Origin of the sequence: Bradyrhizobium sp. CCGB01, from assembly GCF_024199795.1 — a bacterium.
GTDB lineage: Bacteria > Pseudomonadota > Alphaproteobacteria > Rhizobiales > Xanthobacteraceae > Bradyrhizobium.
This window is the reverse complement of record NZ_JANADK010000001.1, coordinates 2,670,371-2,691,716: the sequence shown is the minus strand read 5'-3', so window position 1 is coordinate 2,691,716 and position 21,346 is coordinate 2,670,371. Positions and strand designations below refer to the sequence as shown.

General features: G+C 64.9%; 25 protein-coding genes and 1 riboswitch. Of the genes, 14 read left to right on the top strand and 11 right to left on the bottom strand.

Annotated features, from left to right (window positions below):
- Positions 1–22 precede the first annotated feature (22 nt).
- Positions 23–934 carry a GntR family transcriptional regulator gene (locus NLM25_RS12245; RefSeq protein ID WP_254137137.1) on the top strand — a complete coding sequence of 304 codons (912 nt, stop codon included), beginning with the start codon at positions 23–25 and terminating at the stop codon, positions 932–934.
- Positions 935–983: 49 nt separating this feature from the next.
- Here NLM25_RS12245 and NLM25_RS12240 read toward each other — a convergent pair whose 3' ends face one another.
- The gene (locus NLM25_RS12240) at positions 984–1,586 is read right to left on the bottom strand and encodes a hypothetical protein (RefSeq protein ID WP_254137136.1); all 603 of its coding nucleotides are present in this window, start codon (positions 1,584–1,586) and stop codon (positions 984–986) included.
- Between the two features lie 220 nt (positions 1,587–1,806).
- Here NLM25_RS12240 and NLM25_RS12235 point away from each other — a divergent pair, with 220 nt between their 5' ends.
- Entirely contained in the window at positions 1,807–2,865 is a 1,059-nt protein-coding gene (locus tag NLM25_RS12235; RefSeq protein ID WP_254117043.1) for a class I SAM-dependent methyltransferase, read from the top strand.
- Between the two features lie 27 nt (positions 2,866–2,892).
- Here the strand turns inward: NLM25_RS12235 and NLM25_RS12230 are convergent, their stop codons facing one another.
- Positions 2,893–3,276: a VOC family protein gene (locus NLM25_RS12230; RefSeq protein ID WP_254117042.1), complete on the bottom strand. Its 384-nt coding sequence runs from the start codon at positions 3,274–3,276 to the stop codon at positions 2,893–2,895.
- A 133-nt stretch (positions 3,277–3,409) separates the two neighbouring features.
- Between NLM25_RS12230 and NLM25_RS12225 the strand changes: the two genes are divergently transcribed.
- Both NLM25_RS12225 and NLM25_RS12220 read left to right on the top strand, forming a co-directional pair.
- Positions 3,410–4,051, top strand: a complete 642-nt coding sequence (locus NLM25_RS12225) for a carboxymuconolactone decarboxylase family protein (protein ID WP_254137135.1) — start codon at positions 3,410–3,412, stop codon at positions 4,049–4,051.
- 54 nt (positions 4,052–4,105) lie between these two features.
- Positions 4,106–4,879, top strand: coding sequence for an enoyl-CoA hydratase/isomerase family protein (locus NLM25_RS12220; RefSeq protein ID WP_254137134.1), 774 nt, complete (start codon positions 4,106–4,108; stop codon positions 4,877–4,879).
- 31 nt (positions 4,880–4,910) lie between these two features.
- Here the strand turns inward: NLM25_RS12220 and NLM25_RS12215 are convergent, their stop codons facing one another.
- Both NLM25_RS12215 and NLM25_RS12210 read right to left on the bottom strand, forming a co-directional pair.
- The gene (locus NLM25_RS12215) at positions 4,911–5,543 is read right to left on the bottom strand and encodes a hypothetical protein (protein WP_254137133.1); all 633 of its coding nucleotides are present in this window, start codon (positions 5,541–5,543) and stop codon (positions 4,911–4,913) included.
- Positions 5,544–5,724: 181 nt separating this feature from the next.
- Positions 5,725–6,588: a DUF1194 domain-containing protein gene (locus NLM25_RS12210; protein ID WP_254137132.1), complete on the bottom strand. Its 864-nt coding sequence runs from the start codon at positions 6,586–6,588 to the stop codon at positions 5,725–5,727.
- A gap of 294 nt (positions 6,589–6,882) precedes the next feature.
- Positions 6,883–6,960, top strand: a riboswitch (Fluoride riboswitch).
- Positions 6,961–7,082: 122 nt separating this feature from the next.
- Here NLM25_RS12210 and NLM25_RS12205 point away from each other — a divergent pair.
- From NLM25_RS12205 to clpS, 5 genes are read left to right on the top strand one after another with little or no spacing between them, the layout of a single operon-like run.
- Positions 7,083–8,291 carry an MFS transporter gene (locus NLM25_RS12205; protein ID WP_254137131.1) on the top strand — a complete coding sequence of 403 codons (1,209 nt, stop codon included), beginning with the start codon at positions 7,083–7,085 and terminating at the stop codon, positions 8,289–8,291.
- Positions 8,266–8,700 (top strand): fluoride efflux transporter CrcB, encoded by a 435-nt coding sequence (gene crcB, locus NLM25_RS12200; RefSeq protein ID WP_254137130.1) that lies wholly within the window; start codon positions 8,266–8,268, stop codon positions 8,698–8,700. Before NLM25_RS12205 ends, crcB (NLM25_RS12200) begins: the two co-directional genes overlap by 26 nt.
- 6 nt (positions 8,701–8,706) lie before the next feature.
- Complete coding sequence (gene crcB / locus NLM25_RS12195; RefSeq protein WP_254137129.1) at positions 8,707–9,132, top strand: fluoride efflux transporter CrcB; 426 nt, start codon at positions 8,707–8,709, stop codon at positions 9,130–9,132.
- Positions 9,133–9,134: 2 nt separating this feature from the next.
- Positions 9,135–9,476, top strand: a complete 342-nt coding sequence (locus NLM25_RS12190; RefSeq protein WP_254117035.1) for a DUF190 domain-containing protein — start codon at positions 9,135–9,137, stop codon at positions 9,474–9,476.
- Between the two features lie 44 nt (positions 9,477–9,520).
- The gene (gene clpS / locus NLM25_RS12185; protein WP_254117034.1) at positions 9,521–9,826 is read left to right on the top strand and encodes an ATP-dependent Clp protease adapter ClpS; all 306 of its coding nucleotides are present in this window, start codon (positions 9,521–9,523) and stop codon (positions 9,824–9,826) included.
- Between the two features lie 161 nt (positions 9,827–9,987).
- Here clpS and NLM25_RS12180 read toward each other — a convergent pair whose 3' ends face one another.
- From NLM25_RS12180 to fabI, 5 genes are all read right to left on the bottom strand, one after another.
- Entirely contained in the window at positions 9,988–11,169 is a 1,182-nt protein-coding gene (locus NLM25_RS12180; RefSeq protein WP_254137128.1) for a radical SAM protein, read from the bottom strand.
- 468 nt (positions 11,170–11,637) lie between these two features.
- The gene (locus tag NLM25_RS12175; protein ID WP_254137127.1) at positions 11,638–12,828 is read right to left on the bottom strand and encodes an adenylate/guanylate cyclase domain-containing protein; all 1,191 of its coding nucleotides are present in this window, start codon (positions 12,826–12,828) and stop codon (positions 11,638–11,640) included.
- A gap of 75 nt (positions 12,829–12,903) precedes the next feature.
- Positions 12,904–13,992: a chorismate synthase gene (gene aroC / locus NLM25_RS12170; RefSeq protein WP_254117031.1), complete on the bottom strand. Its 1,089-nt coding sequence runs from the start codon at positions 13,990–13,992 to the stop codon at positions 12,904–12,906.
- An 87-nt stretch (positions 13,993–14,079) separates the two neighbouring features.
- Positions 14,080–14,679, bottom strand: coding sequence for a histidine phosphatase family protein (locus tag NLM25_RS12165; RefSeq protein ID WP_254137126.1), 600 nt, complete (start codon positions 14,677–14,679; stop codon positions 14,080–14,082).
- A 14-nt stretch (positions 14,680–14,693) separates the two neighbouring features.
- Positions 14,694–15,509 (bottom strand): enoyl-ACP reductase FabI, encoded by an 816-nt coding sequence (fabI, locus tag NLM25_RS12160; protein ID WP_254137125.1) that lies wholly within the window; start codon positions 15,507–15,509, stop codon positions 14,694–14,696.
- Between the two features lie 172 nt (positions 15,510–15,681).
- Between fabI and NLM25_RS12155 the strand changes: the two genes are divergently transcribed.
- Positions 15,682–16,170, top strand: a complete 489-nt coding sequence (locus tag NLM25_RS12155; RefSeq protein WP_254117028.1) for an RNA polymerase sigma factor — start codon at positions 15,682–15,684, stop codon at positions 16,168–16,170.
- Positions 16,171–16,276: 106 nt separating this feature from the next.
- Positions 16,277–17,047 carry an anti-sigma factor gene (locus NLM25_RS12150; RefSeq protein ID WP_254137124.1) on the top strand — a complete coding sequence of 257 codons (771 nt, stop codon included), beginning with the start codon at positions 16,277–16,279 and terminating at the stop codon, positions 17,045–17,047.
- A 424-nt stretch (positions 17,048–17,471) separates the two neighbouring features.
- On the opposite strand, the gene NLM25_RS12145 is transcribed toward NLM25_RS12150, so the two are convergent.
- Complete coding sequence (locus NLM25_RS12145) at positions 17,472–18,437, bottom strand: DnaJ C-terminal domain-containing protein (protein ID WP_254117026.1); 966 nt, start codon at positions 18,435–18,437, stop codon at positions 17,472–17,474.
- 109 nt (positions 18,438–18,546) lie between these two features.
- Positions 18,547–18,954: an RT0821/Lpp0805 family surface protein gene (locus tag NLM25_RS12140; RefSeq protein ID WP_254137123.1), complete on the bottom strand. Its 408-nt coding sequence runs from the start codon at positions 18,952–18,954 to the stop codon at positions 18,547–18,549.
- Positions 18,955–19,067: 113 nt separating this feature from the next.
- Between NLM25_RS12140 and pdxH the strand changes: the two genes are divergently transcribed.
- The 3 genes from pdxH to NLM25_RS12125 are packed head-to-tail and all read left to right on the top strand — an operon-like array spanning position 19,068 to position 21,292.
- Complete coding sequence (pdxH, locus tag NLM25_RS12135) at positions 19,068–19,709, top strand: pyridoxamine 5'-phosphate oxidase (protein ID WP_254137122.1); 642 nt, start codon at positions 19,068–19,070, stop codon at positions 19,707–19,709.
- A gap of 38 nt (positions 19,710–19,747) precedes the next feature.
- On the top strand, positions 19,748–20,500 hold the full coding sequence (locus NLM25_RS12130; protein WP_254117022.1) for an SDR family NAD(P)-dependent oxidoreductase: 753 nt from the start codon (positions 19,748–19,750) through the stop codon (positions 20,498–20,500).
- Between the two features lie 21 nt (positions 20,501–20,521).
- Positions 20,522–21,292, top strand: a complete 771-nt coding sequence (locus NLM25_RS12125) for a class I SAM-dependent methyltransferase (protein WP_254137121.1) — start codon at positions 20,522–20,524, stop codon at positions 21,290–21,292.
- Positions 21,293–21,346: the final 54 nt, after the last annotated feature.

Genomic DNA, 21,346 nt, shown 5'->3' with positions numbered 1-21,346 from the left:
CTCAAAATCAGCGTGCACTGCAATGACCACCTCCGACAGCTCCCGACAGCCCGCCTCGAGCAGAGGCGGTTCCGAGCGCGCTGAGCACCTCGCTGGCCTGATCATGGCGCTCGCCAAACGCGAAGGCATGAAAGCCGGTGATCGGTTGATCGAACAACGGCTTGCCGATGCGCTCGATCTTTCACGCGCGCCGATCCGGCTCGGCCTCAAGGCTCTGGAAGCGGCAGGACTCGCGCGCGGCGAGCCGCATCGCGGGTTCGTGCTGGCCAAGAATCCGACCAGCGGCGCAGCCCAGCCGGCCCTCGCAGCCGTCAGGCGCAGCGAACAGGTTTATGCGACCATCGCAGGCGACGTGCTCGCAAGCCGGCTGCCCGCTGACGTCACCGAGGCGGAGCTGATGCGCCGCTATGGCCTCAGCCGGGCTGAGCTGCAGCGACTGCTCGACCGGATTGCCGTCGAGGGCTGGATTGCTCGCCTGCCCGGTTATGGCTGGCGCTTCGCAGAGACGGTCTCGAGCCCCGAAGCCCAGGCCAAGGCCATGGCGTTTCGCGCGGTGATCGAGCCTGCGGCGATCGCGCAGCCCGGCTTCGCGCTGCCGCAGGAGGTGATTGCACGCTTGCGCGAGCGCCAGCAGCGCGTATTCGAAGGCGAGCTTGAGAAGATGACGATCGGCGAGGTCTTTCATTCCGGTTGCGAATTCCACGAGGAGATCATCCGCGGCGCCGGCAATCCCTTCTTCCTAGAATCGCTCAGGCGCGTGAATTCGATCCGGCGCCTGTTCGCCTATCGCAGCTTCGCCGACCGCGACGGCATGCGGCGGCACGTGCGCGAGCATTTGCGCCTGCTCGAGGTTCTGGAAACGGGGCGTTACGCCGAAGCGGCGGAGCTGATGGCGAAGCACCTGCAACGTCCGCTGATAGCAGGCTTGTCGTAGGCCAGCGCGGCCGCGGTCAAGCGGGTGGCGAAATCGACGCCTGAGCGCTCTAGCGCCGCAAGCCGCTCAACGCCGGCGACTCGCCGGGCAGCATCGACGAATTGATGTCGCTGTCCATGCGGCCTGAGTCCCGCTGGGTGAAGCCGGCGCCGAACGACAGGCTGAGGTTGGAGGTCGGCTTGAACTCGACACCGGCGAACGCGCCATAGCCGGGCGCGGCGCTGGAGGTGAGCGGGGCAAGCGAACTGCCGATGCCGTTGCCAAGCTTGAGCGTGTCGAAACCCGCAAAGAACGTGACGGGCATACCGCCCGCGGTCTTGTAGTTGTAGCCGAACTGCGTGCTGTCGTAAGAGAGCGCGCTGAAATTGCCTGAAGGCACCGGCTGGCTGAGGCCACTCAAACCAAGATTGCCGTGCTGGCTTCCGACAAAGAAACCGGGACGGAAACCGTAACCTGCGTTGGCATCGCCGGCATTGAAGCTCGGGAAAGTGCCGTAGCCGTCGGAGCTCTGGACGGCGCTGCCGCCAAAGCCGAAAGGCCCGCCCGGGATCCAATATTGCAGGGGCGCGACCTGCGCATGCGCCGGCGCTCCGCCGAGGCAAAGCACCGCGAAGAGAGTGGCAAGACCGCAGGAACGTACGAGGCTGGGCATACAGGAGACCGTCGAAAAAGCTCGCAAATTATACGCCCGGGAACGTACGAATACCAGCGATGCGATGCCGCTGATCACGTCACTTGGTTCCCGGATTACCTCTTCGTGACGTCTTGAACCTCCTCCGTGCCGGATTGACCCACTTACAGGACCCGCAAGCGTGCGCCCCACGCTTATTGCGCAGATCCTTGAAAATGTCCGACATCGCATGGAGGCTGTCATGGAGGTCAATTCCGACAGGTTGAATGCCTTTATGGGCAAGATGGTCACCGAGTTCGGTGCGGCGATGAATGCATCGCTGGTGCTGCTCGGGGACAAGCTCGGTCTGTACCGTACGCTCGCGGCCAAGGGACCGATGAACTCTTCCGAGCTCGCAAGCGCGACCGGAACGAAGGAGCGTTATGTCCGCGAATGGCTCGCGAGCCAGGCGGCATCCGGCTACATCGAATACGACTCCGCTTCGGGAAAGTTCTCGATGCTGCCCGAGCAGGCGATGGCGCTCGCTGACGAGGACAGCCCGGTGTTCCTCGGCGCGGTCGGCAATGTCATTGCATCGACGTTTCTCGACGAGCCGAAGATTACGGACGCATTCAAGTCCGGCAAGGGAGTCGGCTGGAACCGGCGCAGCGAGTGCCTGTTCTGCGGCACCGCCCGCTTCTTCCGCACCGGCTACATGCATCATCTGGTTCAGGAGTGGTTGCCAGCGCTCGACGGCGTCGTGGACAAGCTGAAGCGGGGCGCCAAGGTCGCCGATGTCGGCTGCGGGCACGGCGTCTCGACGCGACTGATGGCGAAGGCCTTCCCGAACTCCCGCTTCTACGGCTTCGACTATCACGAGGGCTCGATCGAGGCCGCGCGCAAGGAGGCCAATGAGGCCGGGTTGGGCGACCGGGTCAGCTTTGCCGTTCATTCCGCCAAGACCTACCCGGCCGAAGGCTACGATCTCGTCTGCTTCTTCGATTGCCTGCACGACATGGGCGATCCCGTAGGCGCCATCAGGCACGTGCGTGAAACGATGGCCAAGGACGGCACCTGCATGCTGGTCGAACCGTTCGCGGGGGACCGTCTCGAAGACAATCTCAACCCGGTCGGGCGCATCTATTATGCGGCATCGACCATGATCTGCACGCCGGCCTCGCTCGATCAGGAGGTGGGTCTCGGGCTCGGCGCACAGGCCGGCGAGGCAAGGCTGCGCAAGGTCGCCAGCGAAGGCGGCTTGTCGCGCTTCCGCCGCGCCGCCGAGACGCCCTTCAACCTGATCCTGGAGGCGCGGATCTGACCCGAGGCGGGCCCGCGGCCGGCGTTGTCAGGCCGCGGCGTCCGTCCCCATCCCGAACGTGACCTGATTGCCGTCGGCATCGACCGCATCGAAGTCGCGCATGCCATAGTCACGGTCTTCCGGCTGGCCGATGAGCCTTGCGCCGCGTTCCGACAGCTCGGCGTAGAGCTGGTCCACATCTCGCACAAAGATGCAGAGGCCGCCCTGCCCCGGCAATCGCTTCGTCCCGGCCGCCGCGAGCAAGTGCAGGGCCACCTCGTCGCGGCAGAGGCAGGCGTAGGACAAGGGCGGGCCGTATTCGAAGGTGACCTCGAAGCCGAATATGTCGCGGTAATATGCGAGGCTCGCGGCGATGTCGGAGACGACGAAGACGGTGGCCGAGCCGGCCATCATCGGGTGCTCGTTGGTCATTGGTTCTTCCGTCTTGCAAGCAATCTCCTGCGCGCAGCCTAGCATGCGCGCCGAGGTCTTGCACAGCTCACGCCGCAACATAAGCTGGCGATCGAGCAAGGCGGCGCGAGTCCGCCGGCATGGGAGGATGATCATGAAGTTTCTTGGCCTGGCGGTGGCCGCGCTGTTCGCGGTGACGATCTCGGGAGCGGGCCGAGCGGCCGAGCCAACCCGCTTCGGGCCGCTGAAGCCGGACGAGCTGACGCCGCCGCAGAAGGAATGGGCGGATGCGATCGCGGTGCCCCCGCGCAACGCCAAATTCACCAACCCGCCCTATCGCGCCTATATCCGCAACCCGGAGCTCGCGCCAAAGCTCTCGGCGATGTCAGACTATCTGCGCTGGAATTCGTCGCTGCCGGCGCGTCTCAGCGAATTCGCCATCCTGATCACCGCGCGGCAATGGACCGCGCAGTACGAATGGTTCGCGCATTATCCGCTCGCGATGAAGGCCGGCCTCGATCCGCAAGTCGCCAAGGACGTCGCCAACGGCGTGCGGCCACAGGCGATGAAGGATGACGAAGCCGCGCTCTATGATCTCGCGATGGCGCTCTACCGCGACAAGAAGGTGTCGGACGACATCTATCGCGCGGCACAGCAGAAATTCGGCGAGCGCGGCATCATGGATATCATCGGCCTGATCGGCTATTACGACCTCGTCTCGATGACGCTGATCACGATGCAGGCGGAAGCACCGAACGACAGCGTGCCGCCGCTGCCGCCGCTCGCCGCGAAATGACCGCGCCATCATCGCGGCCGATGCCGCACGATCGCTGAAAGCATGGAGAACAGGGTGACATCTGGCAATCCCGTCGCCTACGAACGCGCTGGCAACATCGCCCGCATCACGCTGCGCCGCCCGCCCGTCAACGCGCTGAGCCTCGAGGTCATCCGCGCCGTGGTCGCGGCGCTTCACCGCGCAGCGAACGATCCGGATGCGCGCGTGGTCGTGCTGGCGAGCGCGATTGCCAAGCGCTTTTCGGCAGGCCTCGACCTCGACATCCTGCTTGGCAAATCCGGCGCCGATATCCGCGAATTCCTCCAGGCGCTCTATATCGACCTCTACGACGCCCAGTATGGGCTCGGAAAGCCGTCGATCGCCGCGGTCGGCGGCGCGGCGCGCGGCGGCGGCATGACCATGGCGGTGTCCTGCGACGTGGTGCTGGCGGCCGAAAGCGCGACGTTCGGCTATCCCGAGATCGACGTCGGCGTCATTCCCGCGATCCACTATGCGCATCTGCCGCGCATCGTGGGACGTCACCGCGCCTTCGAGCTGCTGTTCACCGGCCGCGTCTTCAGCGCCATGGAGGCGCGCGAGCTCGGCGTGGTGAATCGCGTCGTCGGCGATGCCGAGCTCGACGCCGAGGTTTTGAAGCTTGCGGCGCAATTCGCGAGCAAATCGGCCGCCGTGCTGCGGATGGGCCGCGCCGCCTTCATGCGCCAGATCGATCTCGACTATCGGCGCAGCATCGCGAGCGCCGTAGACGATTTCTGCAACGTCGCGACGTCGGACGAAGCGCAGGAGGGCTTGAGGGCGTTCGTCGAGAAACGGGCGCCGAACTGGTGAGGGGCAGGCAGCCCGCCCAGCAGGCTGAAATTCAGGCCGTCACGTCCACCGAGGACGACGAATCCGCCGGCGGATATTTCGTCACGGGCACCGAGAAGGATTTGCTGCCGACCTGGTAGATGATCGTGCCGTTCTGTCCGTCCTTGGTCGAGATCTGCGACTGCCCGAACATGATGACGTTCTTGTAGACGTAGCCGGTGCCCTGCCGGGTGATGCCGTCGGTGGTGACGCTGACCGTGGCTTCCTTGTCGTTGATGGCCAGCACGCGAAAGCTCGCGCTCTTGCCGTTGTCTGAGGAATAGCCGCCCCAGCTTCCCATCAAATTGCTGTCGGAACCCGGGGGCGCCTGCTTCTCGAGAGTGGCGCTCGCCTGACCGCCGCCGGCGGAGAACACGAGCGCGAGATTCTTGCCATCCTTGGTGCCGACGGTGACGTTGCCATAGGTGATGGTCGCACCATTGACCTGGCCGAAACCGCGCTCGGTGTGCCCGTTATGGGTGTACTCGATCTGGGCCCGGGCCCCGCGGATGTTCACAACCTTGAAGCCGACGGCCTGGTTGTTGCCTGCCCAATTGCCCTTCCAGTCACCGACCAGATTGCTCTGGTGGTACATCCGCTCGTTGGCGGGCGAAATCTGGTTGGTGCTCGACGAGATGACGGCCATTGGATTGCTCGGCGGATTTGTCCGACGGACCCGCTTTTGTTCGCACGCCGGACAGCAGCGCGAAGAGACCTTTGAGAAGCAAACAGAAACAATTCGATTAGGCCCTCGCGCTGGTTAAAGAGAGGTTAAATTCAACCGTCAGGCGAGATGGGGCAATTGGTCTCATTCGGGGTAGCGTGGATCAGCGCCCCCAGCGGTCCGACCAGATCTTCTCGCCGATCATGCAATTGACCCGCGGCTCCTTGTCGGCAACGCGCGTCACGGGACGCTCCGGCATGCGGCCCGCGACCTCCATCAGGAGTTTTGTGCGGATCGCTTCCTTGAACTTCTCGCGGTCCTTGATCGTGATGACGAAGGAGCCGGGACCGCCGATGACGCAGTCCTCGTAATAGTAGTCGAGATTGTCGATATCCATTGTCGAATAGGACGGCTCCTTGACCATGATCGGCAGGCCGTTGATGACGATGCCCTTCTCGAGCGCGGCGTCGCGCGCCGCCGTGACCGGGCCGCCATTGTTGTTGGGGCCGTCACCGGAAATGTCGATGACGCGGCGCAAGCCGCGATAGGGATCCTCGTCGAACAACGGCATCGCGAACGTGATCGCGCCGGAGATCGAGGTGCGCGAGGCGCGCCGGATCGGCGTCTTCATGATCTCGGCGGCGACCGCGTCCGCCGTCTCCGGCCCGTCGACCAGCCGCCACGGGATGATGATCTTCTGGTCGCTGGAAGCAGCCCATTCGAAATAGGTCACCGCGATCCGGCCATTCGGCCCGAGCTTCAGCGCCTGGAGGAATTCTTTCGACTGGATCGCCTGCGCATAGCCCTCGCGCTGGATCGCGAGCTCGTCCATGTCCATGGAGTAGGAGACGTCGACCGCGAGGACCAACTCGACATCGACCGTCTGTGCGTCCCTGTCGGCCGCCAGCCGTTGCGGCTGATTTTTGGGCGGCTCAAATTTTGGCCCTGGTGCCGCGATGCCCGCGACGTCCCCTCCGGCAAGCACGCCGGCCACCAGCACAGCCCCGATCGAGAACAGCATGCGCATCGCAGTCTCCCGTCGTATGACGCGATGGTGACATGCAATCGCCTTGCCGCAAAGTCCGAAGATCGCTTGCGCTTCACATTCGAGTTAAGAATCTGCGAGTTAGGAATTTGCGAGTGGGGAATTTTGCGCGCCTTGCGCAAAGCTGCCGCCGTGTTGCCGTGCTTGCGCCGCTGGAACATGCGCAATGCCGCATCGTCATTCCGGCGCGTCCGGCGGCATCGAGTCCGGATTGACGCCGCACGGGACAGGGCTTCCCCGCCCACTTGTCCGGTGCGATTTCCATGCTAGGCTGGACGTACAGATGGGGATGGAGTCCCCCGACAACCGCCCGGCGGCCTGTGACCGTAGTGGGCTGATGACTCCTGCTTGAGGTGGGGCAATCTTTGAGCCTCTGCCTTCGGCGGGAGCATGGACGAACCCGCCGCCGGCGGGTTTTTTGTTGCCTGGAAACGACAGCCTGAAAGGGCCGGGACGCGAAGGCCAAGGAGAAGGGCGTGACGACGACGACACCGAATGCTGCGCGTACCAAGCTGCCCAGGGCGATCTGGGTGCTCGGCTTCGTCTCGATGCTGATGGATGTCTCCTCCGAGATGATCCACGCGCTGCTGCCGGTCTATCTCGTCACCGTGCTCGGGGCCTCCACGCTCACGGTCGGCTTCATCGAGGGCGTCGCCGAAGCGACCGCCTCGATCACGAAGATCTTCTCTGGCGCATTGTCCGACTGGCTCGGCCGGCGCAAGCTCCTCGCAGCGCTCGGCTACGGGCTGGCCGCGCTGACAAAACCGCTGTTCCCGCTTGCCCCCAGCGTCGGATGGCTGGTCGCCGCGCGCTTCATCGACCGCGTCGGCAAGGGTATTCGCGGCGCACCGCGCGATGCGCTGATCGCCGATATCGCGCCTGCAGGCCTGCGCGGCGCGAGCTTCGGCCTGCGGCAGTCGCTCGACACCATCGGCGCGTTCGTCGGACCGCTCCTGGCGATCGGCCTGATGTGGTGGACGGCGGACAATTTTGCCGCCGTGTTCTGGGTGGCGGTGCTGCCGGCGTTCCTGTCGTTCGGCCTGATCGCGTTCACGGTGAGCGAGCCTGAGCCGGACCCTGGTCGTGAACCGTCGAGGAATCCGCTGAACACCGCCTCGATGCGGCAGCTTGGATCCGTGTACTGGCGCGTCGTCGCGGTCGGAATCGTGTTCACGCTGGCGCGCTTCAGCGAGGCCTTCCTGATCCTGCGCGCGCAGAACATCGGGCTCAATGCGATGTGGGTGCCGGCGGTGCTGGTGCTGATGAACGTGGCCTATGCCCTTTCGGCCTATCCGGCCGGGGTGCTGTCGGACCGCATCAACCGGACCGGCCTGCTCGCGCTCGGCCTCGTCTTCCTTGCCGGCGCCGATCTCGCGCTCGCTTTGCTGCCGAACCTTCCGGGCCTCGCACTCGGCGTCGTGCTGTGGGGACTGCATATGGGATTGACCCAAGGCCTGCTGTCGGCCCTCGTCGCCGACGCCGCGCCGCCGAGCCTGCGCGGCACCGCGTTCGGCTATTTCAACCTGTTCACCGGACTTGCCTTGCTGGCCGCAAGCGTGATCGCCGGTGCGCTGTGGGATGCCTATGGTCCGGTGGGTACGTTTTTGGCCGGCCTCGGCTTCGCGCTGGTCGCGCTGGTCGGGCTGCTCGCCGTCGGCAATGGTCTGGCAGCGGAGGACAAATGATGATGGGGGGTCGTTCGCCGTGCTGAGCGGAGTGATCGCGATCGTGGTCGGCAGCGTTCTCGGCGGCTGCGCGCGCTATTTCGTCTCGGGCGCGATCGCGCGGCGGCTTGGCGAGACCTTTCCCTGGGGCACCATGACCATCAACGTCACCGGCGCCTTCCTGATCGGCATTTTCGGCGCGCTGGCGACCCATCCCGGCTCGGTCTTCGCTGCGCCCGATCCATGGCTGTTTGCGGTGACCGGGTTCCTCGGCTGTTACACCACGGTGTCCTCGTTCAGCCTGCAAACGCTGACCCTGGCGCGAAGCGGCGAGCCGATGCATGCCCTCGGCAATGTCGTGCTCTCGGTCGGGCTGTGCCTTGCGGCCGTCAGTTGCGGCTTCATCCTTGCCGACAGCCTTGGGGGCTAGAGGCAGATGAACTCTCCTTCTGCCGAGCGCCGGCGCAGCGCGACACTCTATGCCTGGGTTGCCGCCGGCAGCATCGTCGGCGGGCTGACGCGATATCTGGTCGGCCTCGCGCTCGACACCGGGCCGGGCTTTCCCGTCGCGACGCTGTTCATCAACGCGACGGGCTCGCTGATCATCGGCTTCTACGCGACGCTGACCGACCCCGACGGCCGCGTGCTGGCGCGGCCCGAGCACCGGCAGTTCGTCATGACCGGGTTTTGCGGCGGCTACACCACCTTCTCGACCTTCAGCCTGGAGACCTTTCGCCTGTTCCACGGCGGCATGAAATACATGGCGCTCGCCTATATCGCGGCTTCTATCATCTGCTGGCTGGTGTCGGTGTGGCTCGGCCATATGATGGCAAGCCGCTACAACCGCTTGACGAGGAGCTGACCATGCAAATCCCCAATCAGGCTGTTTCGCTCCGGATCTTCATCGGCGAGAGCGACCATTTCGACGGCAAGCCGCTTTATGAAGCGATCGTGACGACGGCGCGCGAGCGGCATCTGGCGGGCGCCACCGTGCTGCGCGGCCCGATGGGGTTCGGCAAGTCGAGCCGGCTGCACACCTCGAAGATCCTGCGGCTCTCGGAAGATCTGCCGCTCTTGATCGAGATCGTCGACAGCGAGGACAACATCAACGCATTCCTGCCCATCCTGGATGGCATGATGTCGAGCGGCCTGATCACCTTGGAGAAGGTGCAGGTCCTGCAATATGGTGCGAAGGCCACGAGCTGATCGCTCCGGCCGGGAACCCGAGCCCGCCGTGTCCAGGAGGCGGAATGAACGACACTGTCACCACGCCGAAGACGCGGACCAAGACCAAGGTCGAGCGGCCCAAGCTGCACAAGGTCATCCTGATCAACGACGACTTCACGCCACGCGAATTCGTCACGATGATCCTCAAGGCCGAGTTCCGCATGACGGAGGATCAGGCCTACAAGGTCATGATCACCGCCCACAAGCTGGGCGCCTGCGTGGTCGCCGTGTTCACCAAGGACGTCGCCGAAACCAAGGCCACCCGCGCCACCGACGCCGGACGCGCCAAGGGCTATCCCCTGCTGTTCACGACGGAGCCAGAGGAATAGCGCGCCGGAACTCGTCCAGAATGCCAAAGATTTCCCGTCATACGCATGGGGGACGATCGGAGGCATGACCGCGGATGCTGCATTGCACGAGCCGGCATCGCGTTCCGCGAGACCACGGGTGCTCCCCGCGCTGTACTTCATCCTGACGAAGTCGTTTTCGACTAGGCGCCTGTCAGCGTATCGCCCACGTTGACGCGCCCTCCGTCTGGCTTGCTGACGTAGAGATGGCTCTCCAACACGGATTGCATGCTCTCAAACATCGAATAGAGATCTTCACAATAGACCGAAGGGTTGTCGTAGCCGCGCTCCCTGGAGAAACGATGCGGAAGATAGCCGCCCCCGCAGGCGTTCATGAACTTGCATTGACGACACTTCGTACAAAGATTGATCGAAGCATCGCGCGCGGCTTTCCAGCGGGGCTCGTTTCGGACCTCATCGATCGCATGATCGAAGATGTTGAACCTGGTGTTCGTGAAGCCGTCGCCTGCAATTCGCAGCACATCGTGGGCCTCCACGGTGCCATCGGTCATCACGGTGCAAAGCTCGACAGGTTTGTGACCCACACCTTCGGTCGGCGAATTGTCGCCGAGCAGGGCGGTGATCATGTCGGAGATGATGCGAATATCGGTCGTTGGCGTTGCGCGATTTGCCTCGAGCCACAAGCCAAACAGCCCCTTGTAGAAGGCGGCAATGGATGGAGGCCTCTCATCCACCGTCGCGTCGGGGATCATGATGTCGTAGTTGGCGATTCCACACGCGGCGAAAAAATCGACGTATTCCTGCGGCGCATAAGCGGGATTGCAGACGGCCAGGGCAATGACCCCGATGTTGCGCGATACCAGCATGCGAACGGCACGTTCGACGCTGGCATGAGTGCCCGTCCCCTGAAAGGTCTTGCGGTGGAGGTCGTGAATATGGGCCGGCCCGTCAACGCTGATCGCAACCGAAATGTTGCGGGCCTCGAAGCAGGCCAGCCATTCGTCATCGATCAACACGCCGTTGGTCGTGACCGCGATCGGTATGCCGCATCCGGTCCGTGATGAAATGGCCTCGCAGGCCTCGGCAAAGCGGTGGAAATTCTCGACGCCCCACAGCAACGGCTCGCCGCCGTGCAGAATGACGGGAAAATCGGTGAGCGAAAATCTGACGACATGCTCCTCGATGCGCTGCAGCAGACGATGCTGCACGTCAGGACTCATCAGCTTCGGTTTGCTGTAAACGGACGCGTCGCGAAACCAGTAACAATAGGAGCAGTCGATGTTACATCTCGTCGCGACCTTGACCAGCAATTGCGTAATTGGCTGATCCTGGAAGGCGACACAATCTGGACCGTCAGCCGGCATGCCGACACCGAGACGAGTTGGAAGAAGTTTGTCTAGTACCCTCTAACGAATCCGCCTCGGCGGAACGCCCCGACGCCCGGCGCGTAGCCCCCCCTGCGGAAGGCACCTGCGTTGGCGCCTTTAGCAAAAGCGCCCCGTCTGAAAGCAGCCTGGGTCGCCACGGGGTCGTCGGAGACGACGCCCTGCTCCGCCCCCTGTCCTCGCAGATCGTTCAGCAATGCGTCGATACCCTGATGGTCGCTCTGAATGGTTGCGCCAGGCCCGTGCAATTGAATGAGGCTAGCCAAGACCTTCAGCGTCGTAATCGGCATGATTGTGCTCCTCTTTTCGCGACGCAGTGCAGGATCGAACGAAAGGCCAGCATATCGAGCCGGCTGAGCAGCGACGAAGACTATACCGTTTCCATTGTTGCGGCAATGTGTCGGGACCGGCCGGTCTTGGAGCAGACATCGCTCCTGGAAAGGCGCCCTAAGCCATCACCACCGGCATTTCCTCCGCCAGCCCGTACACGCGCTGCGCCTTGGAAAATCCGGCGATCGGAAATTCGCCGAGCTCGTGCCAGTCGTGGTGACAGACCTTGGCGAAGCCTTCCGAGGCGACGACGGTCCGCCCGAGGCGACCCGTGATCTTTTCGAGCCTTGCCGCGAGATTGACGGCGGGGCCGATGCAGGTGAAGTCGAGCCGGTTGCCGCCGCCGATATTGCCGTAGAGGATGTTGCCGACATGCAGCGCGACGCCGAAGCGGAAGTGCTCGACGACGTCGCCGACCGGAAAGGCCAGCGCCTCGACGCTGGCGCGGGATTCGCGCGCCGCCTCCAGCACGCGCGAACAGACATGGGCGGCATCGCCGACATATTCGTCGATCGGGAACACCGCGAGCAGGCCGTCGCCCATGAATTTCAGCACCTCGCCGCCGTGGCCGCGGATCGCGGTGACCTGGCAGTCGAAATACTGGTTGAGGATATCGACCACCGTCTCGGCCGGCAACCGGTCCGACAGCGCGGTGAAGCCGCGCAGGTCTGAGAGCCAGATCGCAGCCTGCATGGTGTCGTTGTGGCCGCGGCGGATCTGGCCACCGAGGATGCGCGCGCCGGCGCGGTTGCCGACATAGGTGTCGAGCAGCATCTCGGCGGTGCGGCGCAGACTGATGATCTCGGCAACACGCGCGAGCGGCGCCATGATGGTGCGGATCGCCGCGATGTCGTCGTCGCTGAACCCTCCGGGATGCCGGGTGACCCAGCTCGTGGCGTGGATCGAGCCGTCGAGATACGGCATCGGCACGGCGATGTAGTCGGTCACGCCTTCGGCGCGCATGTCGTCGAGAAACGGAAAGCGCTTGCTGTCGGGGTCGTCCATGCGGCCCCTGACCTCGATCCCCTGCTCGAACACGATCCGCAGCGGGCTCTTGGCGAATTCGGGCGTCTCCAGGATCTCGAAATCGACGGTGCCGATCTCGACCGCCTGGCCCTGCCGCCAGATGAAGTTGCGGCCGAAGATTTCCGGATGCAGCGTGCGGATGAAGATGCCGAAGCGCGCCAGCGGCAGGCCGGCTGCGACCAGATGTTCGCAGACATCCGCAATCATCTCGGACGGCGTCCCCGACGACCTCGCGCCGTCGATCAGCCAGTGGGTAATGCGCTGGAGCTCGGAGCTTTCCATGGCCGCATTTGCGGACGAAGTTGTGGGATCGTCAAGCTGCGCGGTGAGCTAGTACCGCGGCATCAAGACCCTGCGTTAGCGCCCAACCTGCCCGCGATCCCGAATGAAGTGATCGGCGAGCACACACGCCATCATGGCTTCGCCGACGGGGACGGCGCGGATGCCGACGCAGGGGTCGTGGCGGCCCTTGGTGAAGATCTCGGTATCGGCGCCCTTGCGATCAACGGTGAGACGCGGCTGGAGGATCGACGAGGTCGGCTTCACCGCGAACCGCACCACCACCGGCTGTCCCGTCGAGATGCCACCCAGCACGCCGCCGGCGTGATTGGACAGGAAGCGCGTGCCGTCATTGCCGGTGCGCATCTCATCGGCGTTCTCTTCGCCGGTGAGCTCGGCCGCGCCAAAGCCGGCGCCGATCTCGACGCCCTTCACTGCGTTGATGGTCATCATCGCACCTGCCAGCTCGGAGTCGAGCTTGGCGTAGATCGGCGCGCCCAGGCCCGCCGGCACGCCTTCGGCGACGACCTCGATCACCGCGCCGATCGAGGAGCCGCTCTTGCGGATGCCGTCGAGATAGGTCTCGAAAAACGCCGCCTTGTCCTTGTCGGGACAGAAGAACGGATTTCTCGCAATCTCGTCCCAGTCCCATTTGTCGCGGTCGATCTTGTGCGGGCCGATCTGCACCAGCGCGCCGCGCACCTTCACGTCGGGCAGCACTTTTCGCGCGATCGCGCCGGCGGCGACGCGCATCGCGGTCTCGCGCGCCGACGAACGCCCGCCGCCGCGATAGTCGCGCAGGCCGTATTTGGCCTCATAGGTGAAGTCGGCATGGCCCGGCCGAAACTTGTCCTTGATCTCGGAATAGTCCTTCGAGCGCTGGTCGGTGTTCTCGATCAGGAGCCCGATCGGCGTGCCCGTCGTCACCTGCACGCCGGTCTCCGGATGCGCCATCACACCGGACAGGATCTTGACCTGGTCCGGCTCCTGGCGCTGGGTCGTGAAGCGCGACTGGCCGGGCCGGCGGCGATCGAGATCCTGCTGGATGTCGGCCTCGGTGAGCGGGATCATGGGCGGACAGCCGTCGACCACGCAGCCGATCGCCACCCCATGGCTCTCGCCGAAGGTGGTGACGCGGAACATATGGCCGAAGGTGTTGAAGGACATCGCTGCTCGCTGGCTCGTAAGTCAGTTCTGACTTGTGGTAGCGCCCGGGCACACGGCGTTCAACCCCCGGGATAACGGCGAATTGGCTTAACTGTACTTCTCCAGCCGGCCGCAGCGGAACACATAGACGGCGCCCTGCTCGATATAGAGCTCGGCGGCGCTGGCCGGCGTCTCCAGGCCGAGCGAGACCATCAAGGCCCGGCAGGTCCCACCATGGGCGACCGCGACGGTGTCGGTCCGGAGCTGGTCGTACCAGGCGCGCACGCGGACCTGCACGTCGGCGTAGGTCTCCCCGCCCGCGGGGCCTACCGTCCATTTGTCGGCGAGGCGCCGGGCGTAGATTTCGGGATCGGCCGCCTCGCTTTCGGCCAGCGTCAGCCCCTCCCAGGAGCCGTAGCCGATCTCGCGCAGGCGATCGTCGAGGCCATAGTCCGCCACCGGCAGTTCGAGCTTGCCGCGCGCGAGCTCCATGGTCTGGCGTGCACGCCCGAGCGGGCTCGACACGTACGGTAACGCCGCCTTGTCCTTGCCGTCGCGCTTGAAGAGATCAGCAAGCACGCCGCCGGCCTGCACGGCCTGACCGCGTCCGCGCGCGTTCAGCGGAACGTCCTTGGTGCCCTGAAGCCTCCCGAGCGCATTCCACTCGGTCTCGCCGTGGCGAAGATAATAGATCGTGGGCACGGGCATTCCAGAGCTAAGGGCTAGTCCTTCCCGCCGAACGAAATGTCCGGCGCGTCGGGCCGCTTCATGCCCAGCACGTGGTAGCCGGAATCGACGTGATGGACTTCGCCGGTCACGCCGCGCGACAGGTCGGAGAGGAAATACAGCGCGCTACCGCCGACGTCTTCGGTCGTGACGTTGCGCCGCATCGGTGCGTTGTGCTCGTTCCACTTCAGGATATAGCGGAAGTCGCCGATGCCGGACGCCGCGAGCGTCTTGATCGGTCCCGCCGAGATCGCGTTGACGCGGATGTCCTTCTCGCCGAGGTCGGCGGCGAGGTAGCGCACGCTGGCCTCCAGCGCCGCCTTCGCAACGCCCATCACGTTGTAATGCGGCATCCACTTCTCGGCGCCGTAATAGCTGAGCGTGATGAGCGAACCGCCGTCGGTCATCAGCTTCTCGGCGCGCTGCGCCACCGCCGTGAACGAGTAGCAGGAGATCAGCATCGACTTCGAAAAATTCTCCTGCGTGGTGTCGACGTAGCGGCCGTCGAGCTGCTCGCCATAGGCGATCGCATGCACCAGGAAGTCGATCTTGCCCCACTTCTCCTTCAGCACCGCGAACGCGGCATCGATGGTCGCGGCATCCGTGACGTCGCAATGGCCGAGCACGAGCCCGCCGATCTCGGCGGCGAGCGGCTCGACGCGCTTCTTCAGCGCGTCGCCCTGGTAGGTGAAGGCGAGCTCGGCGCCGGCCGCGTGGCATGCCTTGGCGATGCCCCAGGCGATCGAGCGGTTGTTGGCAACGCCGAGGATCACCCCGCGCTTACCCTGCATCAGACCTGAATTCTGCGCCATTTGCTAACGTCCCGTCGAGCTCTCGTTGTGGTCTGGAGGTACACCAGCCCTCCTTCGCGGTACAGTCCTAATACGCGGCGTTAACGCTGTTTCGAGGGCCGGAATAGCCGTTCCGTTCGGGTGTTATGATGATTGTGGCGCTTGCGCCGAACGGCAGGACATCAAAGACGGCATGAGCGCGTTTCGCCAGAGTGTGGAAGCCATGATCCCGGCGTTGCGCCGCTACGCCCGCGCGCTCACGCGCGATGCGGATGCGGCCGACGATCTGGTGCAGGATACGTTGGTGCGGGCGCTGCGCTCGGAGCGCCTGTTCCTCGGAGGCGACGTCAGGAGCTGGCTCTATACGATCCTGACCAATCTCAACAAGAACCGGCGGCGCTCGCTGGCAAGGCGCCCGCAATTCACGCAGCTGACGGAGAACAATCCGGATGCCAGCGGGACCGAAGCCGAAGGGCGCGACATCGCGAAGGCGCTGGCGACGCTGGTCGAGGAGCAGCGCTCGGTGCTGCTGCTGGTGATGCTGGAGGGCATGAGCTACCGCGAGGTCGCCGACATCCAGGGCGTACCGATCGGCACCGTGATGTCGCGCCTGGCGCGCGCCCGTGCCCACGTTAAAGCGTCGCTGGAAGGTGAGCGTCCGGCGCTCAAGCGGGTGAAATGATGGCAGGGTTGATGCATCGCGCGGGTCGCTTCCCCTGCATGGAGCGGGAAGCAGCGCAGTTGAACCACGTAAGATTTTTTGGGCCGCAGAGCCAGAGACGACCGATATGAACGACCGCAAGATTGCAGTGACCGAAGACGAACTCCACGCCTATGTCGATGGCGAGCTGCCGGCCGAGCGCCGCGCCGACGTCGAGGCCTGGCTTGCCGCGCACCCCGAGGATGCCGAGCGCGTGCAGTCCTGGCAGACCATGGCCGAGATGCTGCACGCCCGCTACGATTCCGTCGCCCAGGAGCCGGTGCCGGCGCGGCTGGAGCTCGAACGGCTGGAGCGGCGCCCCCGGCAATGGCTCTATGGCGCCGCCGCGGCTGTGCTGGTCGCTTTCGTCGCCGGCGGCGCCGCAGGCTGGGTGGCGCACGGCGCCGCGAGCGCGCCCTCGACGTTCCAGAGCTTCACGGCGGACGCGCTCGACGCCCACCGCCTCTATGTCGTCGAGGTCCGCCACCCCGTCGAGGTCGCCGGCAATGAGCGCGACCATCTCCAGGCCTGGCTGACCAGGCGCTGCGGCTGGACCGTGTTCGCGCCGAACCTTGAGGCGAGCGGGCTGAAGCTCGTCGGCGGCCGGCTGTTGCCGGGGCCGAACGGTCCGGCGTCATTCCTGATGTACGAGGGCGCCTCTGGCGAGCGGTACACGATCTACACCGCCAAGACCGAGAACGGCGCGACTCAGATGCGCTATGCCAAGACGGACAAGGACGGGGCGCTGTTCTGGGCCGAGCGCGGCGTCGGCTACGTCGTCAGCGGCGCCGGCGACCGCGATCGCCTGACCAAGGTGGCGCAGGCAGTCTACGACCAGGCAGAGAAAAACGGCAGCTGAGCAACCGCTTGAACGCGGTGCCTCGATTCCGACATTGAAAATTTGGAATCAGGACATGGGTGCGTCTCATTATCGCACCGGATGATCACGAGAAAATGAGCAGCGTTCGATCCGCCGATCGACGCGGGCGGCCTCGATTGGGGTTTTTGGTACCGCGCTGGTCCCCCTCTCGAGGCCGCACCTTATTATCGGCTGCCCCGCCGGACAGCCGACACGCCGAACCACATGAGCCGAGAAGCGCTAAGGCATGTGATGAGCATCATCCGTCCAGAGATGCTCAAGGCTCTTAGGAGATACCCCCTTCAGCTGCGATCTCGCCCTAAAGCGCGACGGCTCGCGCTCTAGCTATTTTGTTGGCGCGTGACCTGTCCGGAAAACCGCTGCACATTTTGCGCCAACGCGGCCTCCGGGTCCGGATCATGCTTTAGCCAAGCCCGCTACGTGGATTGTAGGGGTGTTGGTCCCGCCACTTTTCCATCAATGCCTCAAGCTCGGCGTCGTTCCCGTCCGGTAGCATAATCCTGATCGTGACGAAGAGATCCCCGGTTCCGCCAGCTTTTGGCAATCCCTTGCCCTTGAGGCGGAAGGTCCGGCCGCTGGAGGTGTTTTTCGGGACCGACAGCTCGACGGCATTGCCGAGGGTCGGCACGCGGACCTTGCCGCCGAGCACCGCCTCGTAGAGCGTGACCGGCAGGTCGATCCGCAAGTCCGCGCCCTCGATCTTGAAGAACGGGTGCGGCGCGATGCTGATCGTGATCAGCAGGTCGCCCGGCGGATGGCCCTGGGCGCTTTCGCCCTGCCCCCTGAGCCGGATCTGCTGGCCCTCGGTGACGCCCGGTGGAACCTTGACGTTGAGCTCCTTGCCGTTCGGCAGCCGGACGCGCTTGTCGCCCCCTTTGACCGACTCTTCCAGCGAGACGGACATGGCAACGTTGACGTCGAGATCGAGCCCGATCCCGCCGGTGTCGAATTCGAACTGGGCACCGCCGCCGGCCCCGGGCCGCGCACCGCGCACCCCGCCACCGAACATGCTGTTGAGGATGTCCTCGAACGCACCGCCGCCCTGACCGGGGCCCGCGCCGCCGCTGCGGAACGAATAGCTTTCGAACCCGCCCGGACCCGCGCGACCGCGCGGCCCGCCGCCGCCCGGAAACCCCTGGAAGCGCGGCTTGCCGTCGGCGCCGATCTCGCCGCGGTCGAACTGCTTGCGCTTGTCCTCGTCGCCGATGATCTCGTTCGCCGAATTGATCTCGGAGAAGCGCTCGGCGGCCTTCGGGTCATCCTTGTTGCTGTCGGGATGGTGCTTCTTGGCAAGCTTGCGATAGGCGCTCTTGATCGCGGCAGCGTTGGCGCTCCGCGGCACCCCCAAGACCTCATAGGGGTCGCGCATCCGTCACGTCTCCTTCAAGAAATCGAATTGTTCAAAGGGCTCCCCGCCCCACCTGCACATCATGTGGGAGGCGAGTGGCATTTTTGCAACTAGCCTGCGGAGCCGATTCCTAGCTCCGCCACGGCTTTAGCGTATGAATCTCCCAACGGCCACGGCTGCTTTGGCAGCCGGCGCCCTGGAGCCAGCTTTCCGTGCTGCCATTGACGTAGCTCGCCAGGAAGTCGCGGCACTTGCGGCCGTCCTCGGCGGCGTAGGACTGCGCGATCGGCGTCACCGAGCCGCGCGCTCCGGTTTCCGGATTCTCCCAGTGCTGGCTGGAATCCTTGTCGCCCTTGCTGAGGACGTCGGAAGCGGCGTTGCGGGCGAAGGCAAGATCGGTGTCGGTCGGCGGGGCGTCCTTCGCCGGCCGCGCAATCGAACCGGTCAGGTCACTGTCGTCGGCCTTGGCATAGGCGCGGGTGTCGTTGCGGGAAAAGCTGCAACCGCCGGAGCCGAGCCCGATCAAAATCATCGTCATGACAAAGCCGGACGGCCGGATCGCCGATAGGCCAACGCGCCCCCATGCCCTATATAGGGCGGTAGCGGACAACAACGCGTTTTGGGCCGCGGGACGCAACTCGGACTCCAGACATGACCGACACGACCTCGATGAAACACCAGACACCCTTAACATCCGGTGATTTCACCGCCGCCGACGAGCCATTTGCGCTGTTCGAGGCCTGGCTGAACGAGGCGATCAAGAGCGAGCCGAACGATCCGAACGCCATGGCGCTCGCCACCGTCGACGCGGACGGGCTGCCTGACGTGCGCATGGTGCTGATGAAGGGCTTCGATACCGAGGGCTTCGTCTTCTACAGCCACATCGCCAGCCAGAAGGGCCGCGAACTCGCCGCAAATCCTAAGGCGGCGTTACTTTTTCACTGGAAGTCGCTGCGCCGTCAGGTCCGCATCCGCGGCAACGTGACGCCGGTAACCGACGCCGAGGCCGATGCGTATTTCGCCACCCGGCCCAAGCAGGCGCAGATCGGCGCCTGGGCCAGCAAGCAGTCGCAGGAGCTGGAGAGCCGCTTCGCCTTCGAGCAGGCCATCGCCAAAGTCGCGGCCAGACACGTCATCGGCGAGGTGCCACGCCCGCCGGGCTGGAGCGGCTGGCGCATTACGCCCTCGCGCATCGAGTTCTGGCACGACCGCCCATTCCGCCTGCACGACCGCATCGAATTTCGCCGTGACGCGGCCGGCCAGCCATGGTCCAAGACGCGGATGTATCCTTGAGCCTTATCGCCAGCTTTGGGCCGACCTGAAAGATGTCCATGCCGCATTCGTCCAATGCGCCGCGCCGCACGCTGCTCCTGACCGGAGCCAGCCGCGGCATCGGCCACGCCACGGTGATCCGCTTCTCGTCGGCGGGCTGGCGTGTCATCACCTGCTCGCGGCATCCCTTCCCCGAGGACTGCCCGTGGGACGCAGGCCCCGAGGATCACATCCAGGTCGACCTCGGCAATCCCGAGGACACCGCGCGCGCGATCTCCGAAATCCGCAACCGCCTCGAAGGCGGCATGCTCCATGCCCTCGTCAACAACGCCGCGATCTCGCCGAAGGGCGCCGGCGGCTCCCGGCTCGGCTCGGTCGACACCGACCTCGACACCTGGACGCACGTCTTCCACGTCAACTTCTTCGCACCGATCATGATCGCACGCGGGCTGATCGAGGAGTTGAAGACGGCCAAGGGCTCGGTCGTGAACGTCACCTCGATCGCGGGCTCGCGCGTGCATCCCTTCGCGGGCGCCGCCTACGCCACCTCGAAGGCCGCGCTCGCCGCGCTGACGCGCGAGATGGCCTCCGACTTCGGCCGCGTCGGCGTCCGCGTCAACGCCATCGCGCCCGGCGAGATCGACACCTCGATCCTGTCGCCGGGCACCGAGAAGATCGTCGACCAGCAGATCCCGATGCACCGCCTCGGCACGCCCGACGAGGTCGCCAAGATCATCTACGTGCTGTGCACGGACACCAGTTCCTACGTCAACGGCGCCGAGATCCACATCAACGGCGGCCAGCACGTGTAGGCAAAGCACGCAGGGCGATGCATGGGCCGGTTCGCGAGCACAGCCTCACTTTACGAGCATTTGCGGCCGCCCTACCCGAGCGAGTTCTTTCGCAGCGTCGCGCAAAAGCTCGGGCTGTCCGCGCACCACACTCTGATCGACCTCGGCACCGGCCCCGGATTGCTGGCACTGGGCTTCGCCGGATATGTCGGCCGCGTCGTCGGCGTCGACCCTGAGCCCGCCATGCTCGACGCCGCGCGAGCCGCCGCTGCATCCGCTGGCCAAGCACTCACGCTGATCGAGGGCAAGGCCGAGACGCTCGCTCCTGACATCGGCACCTTCGACGTCGTGACGATCGGGCGCGCCCTGCACTGGATGGATCGCGAGGCGACGCTTGCGTTGCTCGACCGGCTGGTCGCGCACGGCGGCGCGATCCTGGTCTGCGCCTCGTTCTCGGCCACCGACGGCCGCAACCCATGGCTCGACGGCTACAATGAAATCCGCCGCCGCTGGTCGCCGGCCAAGCTCTGGGAAGAGGCCGGCAAGGGCACGCGGACCCATCGCGACCTTCCCGCATTCTTTCGCGGCAGCCCCTTTCAGCCCACAGAACTCGCCACGGTCGAGACAAGCCACATGGTCAGCGTGCAGGACCTCGCACAGCGCACACTCACCTACTCGTCGTCTTCGCCGGATGCATTGGGCGACAATGTCGAGGCGATGCTGCGCGATGTCGAGGGGCATCTGGCTTCGTTCAGCCGCAACAGTGCCATCGCCGAGACCATCGTCTCGACGGCACAGATCGTGAAGCGCTAGCTGAATCGTCTAATGGCAGAAAGCAAGGCGATCCAGACAACGCCGCCGCAAGAC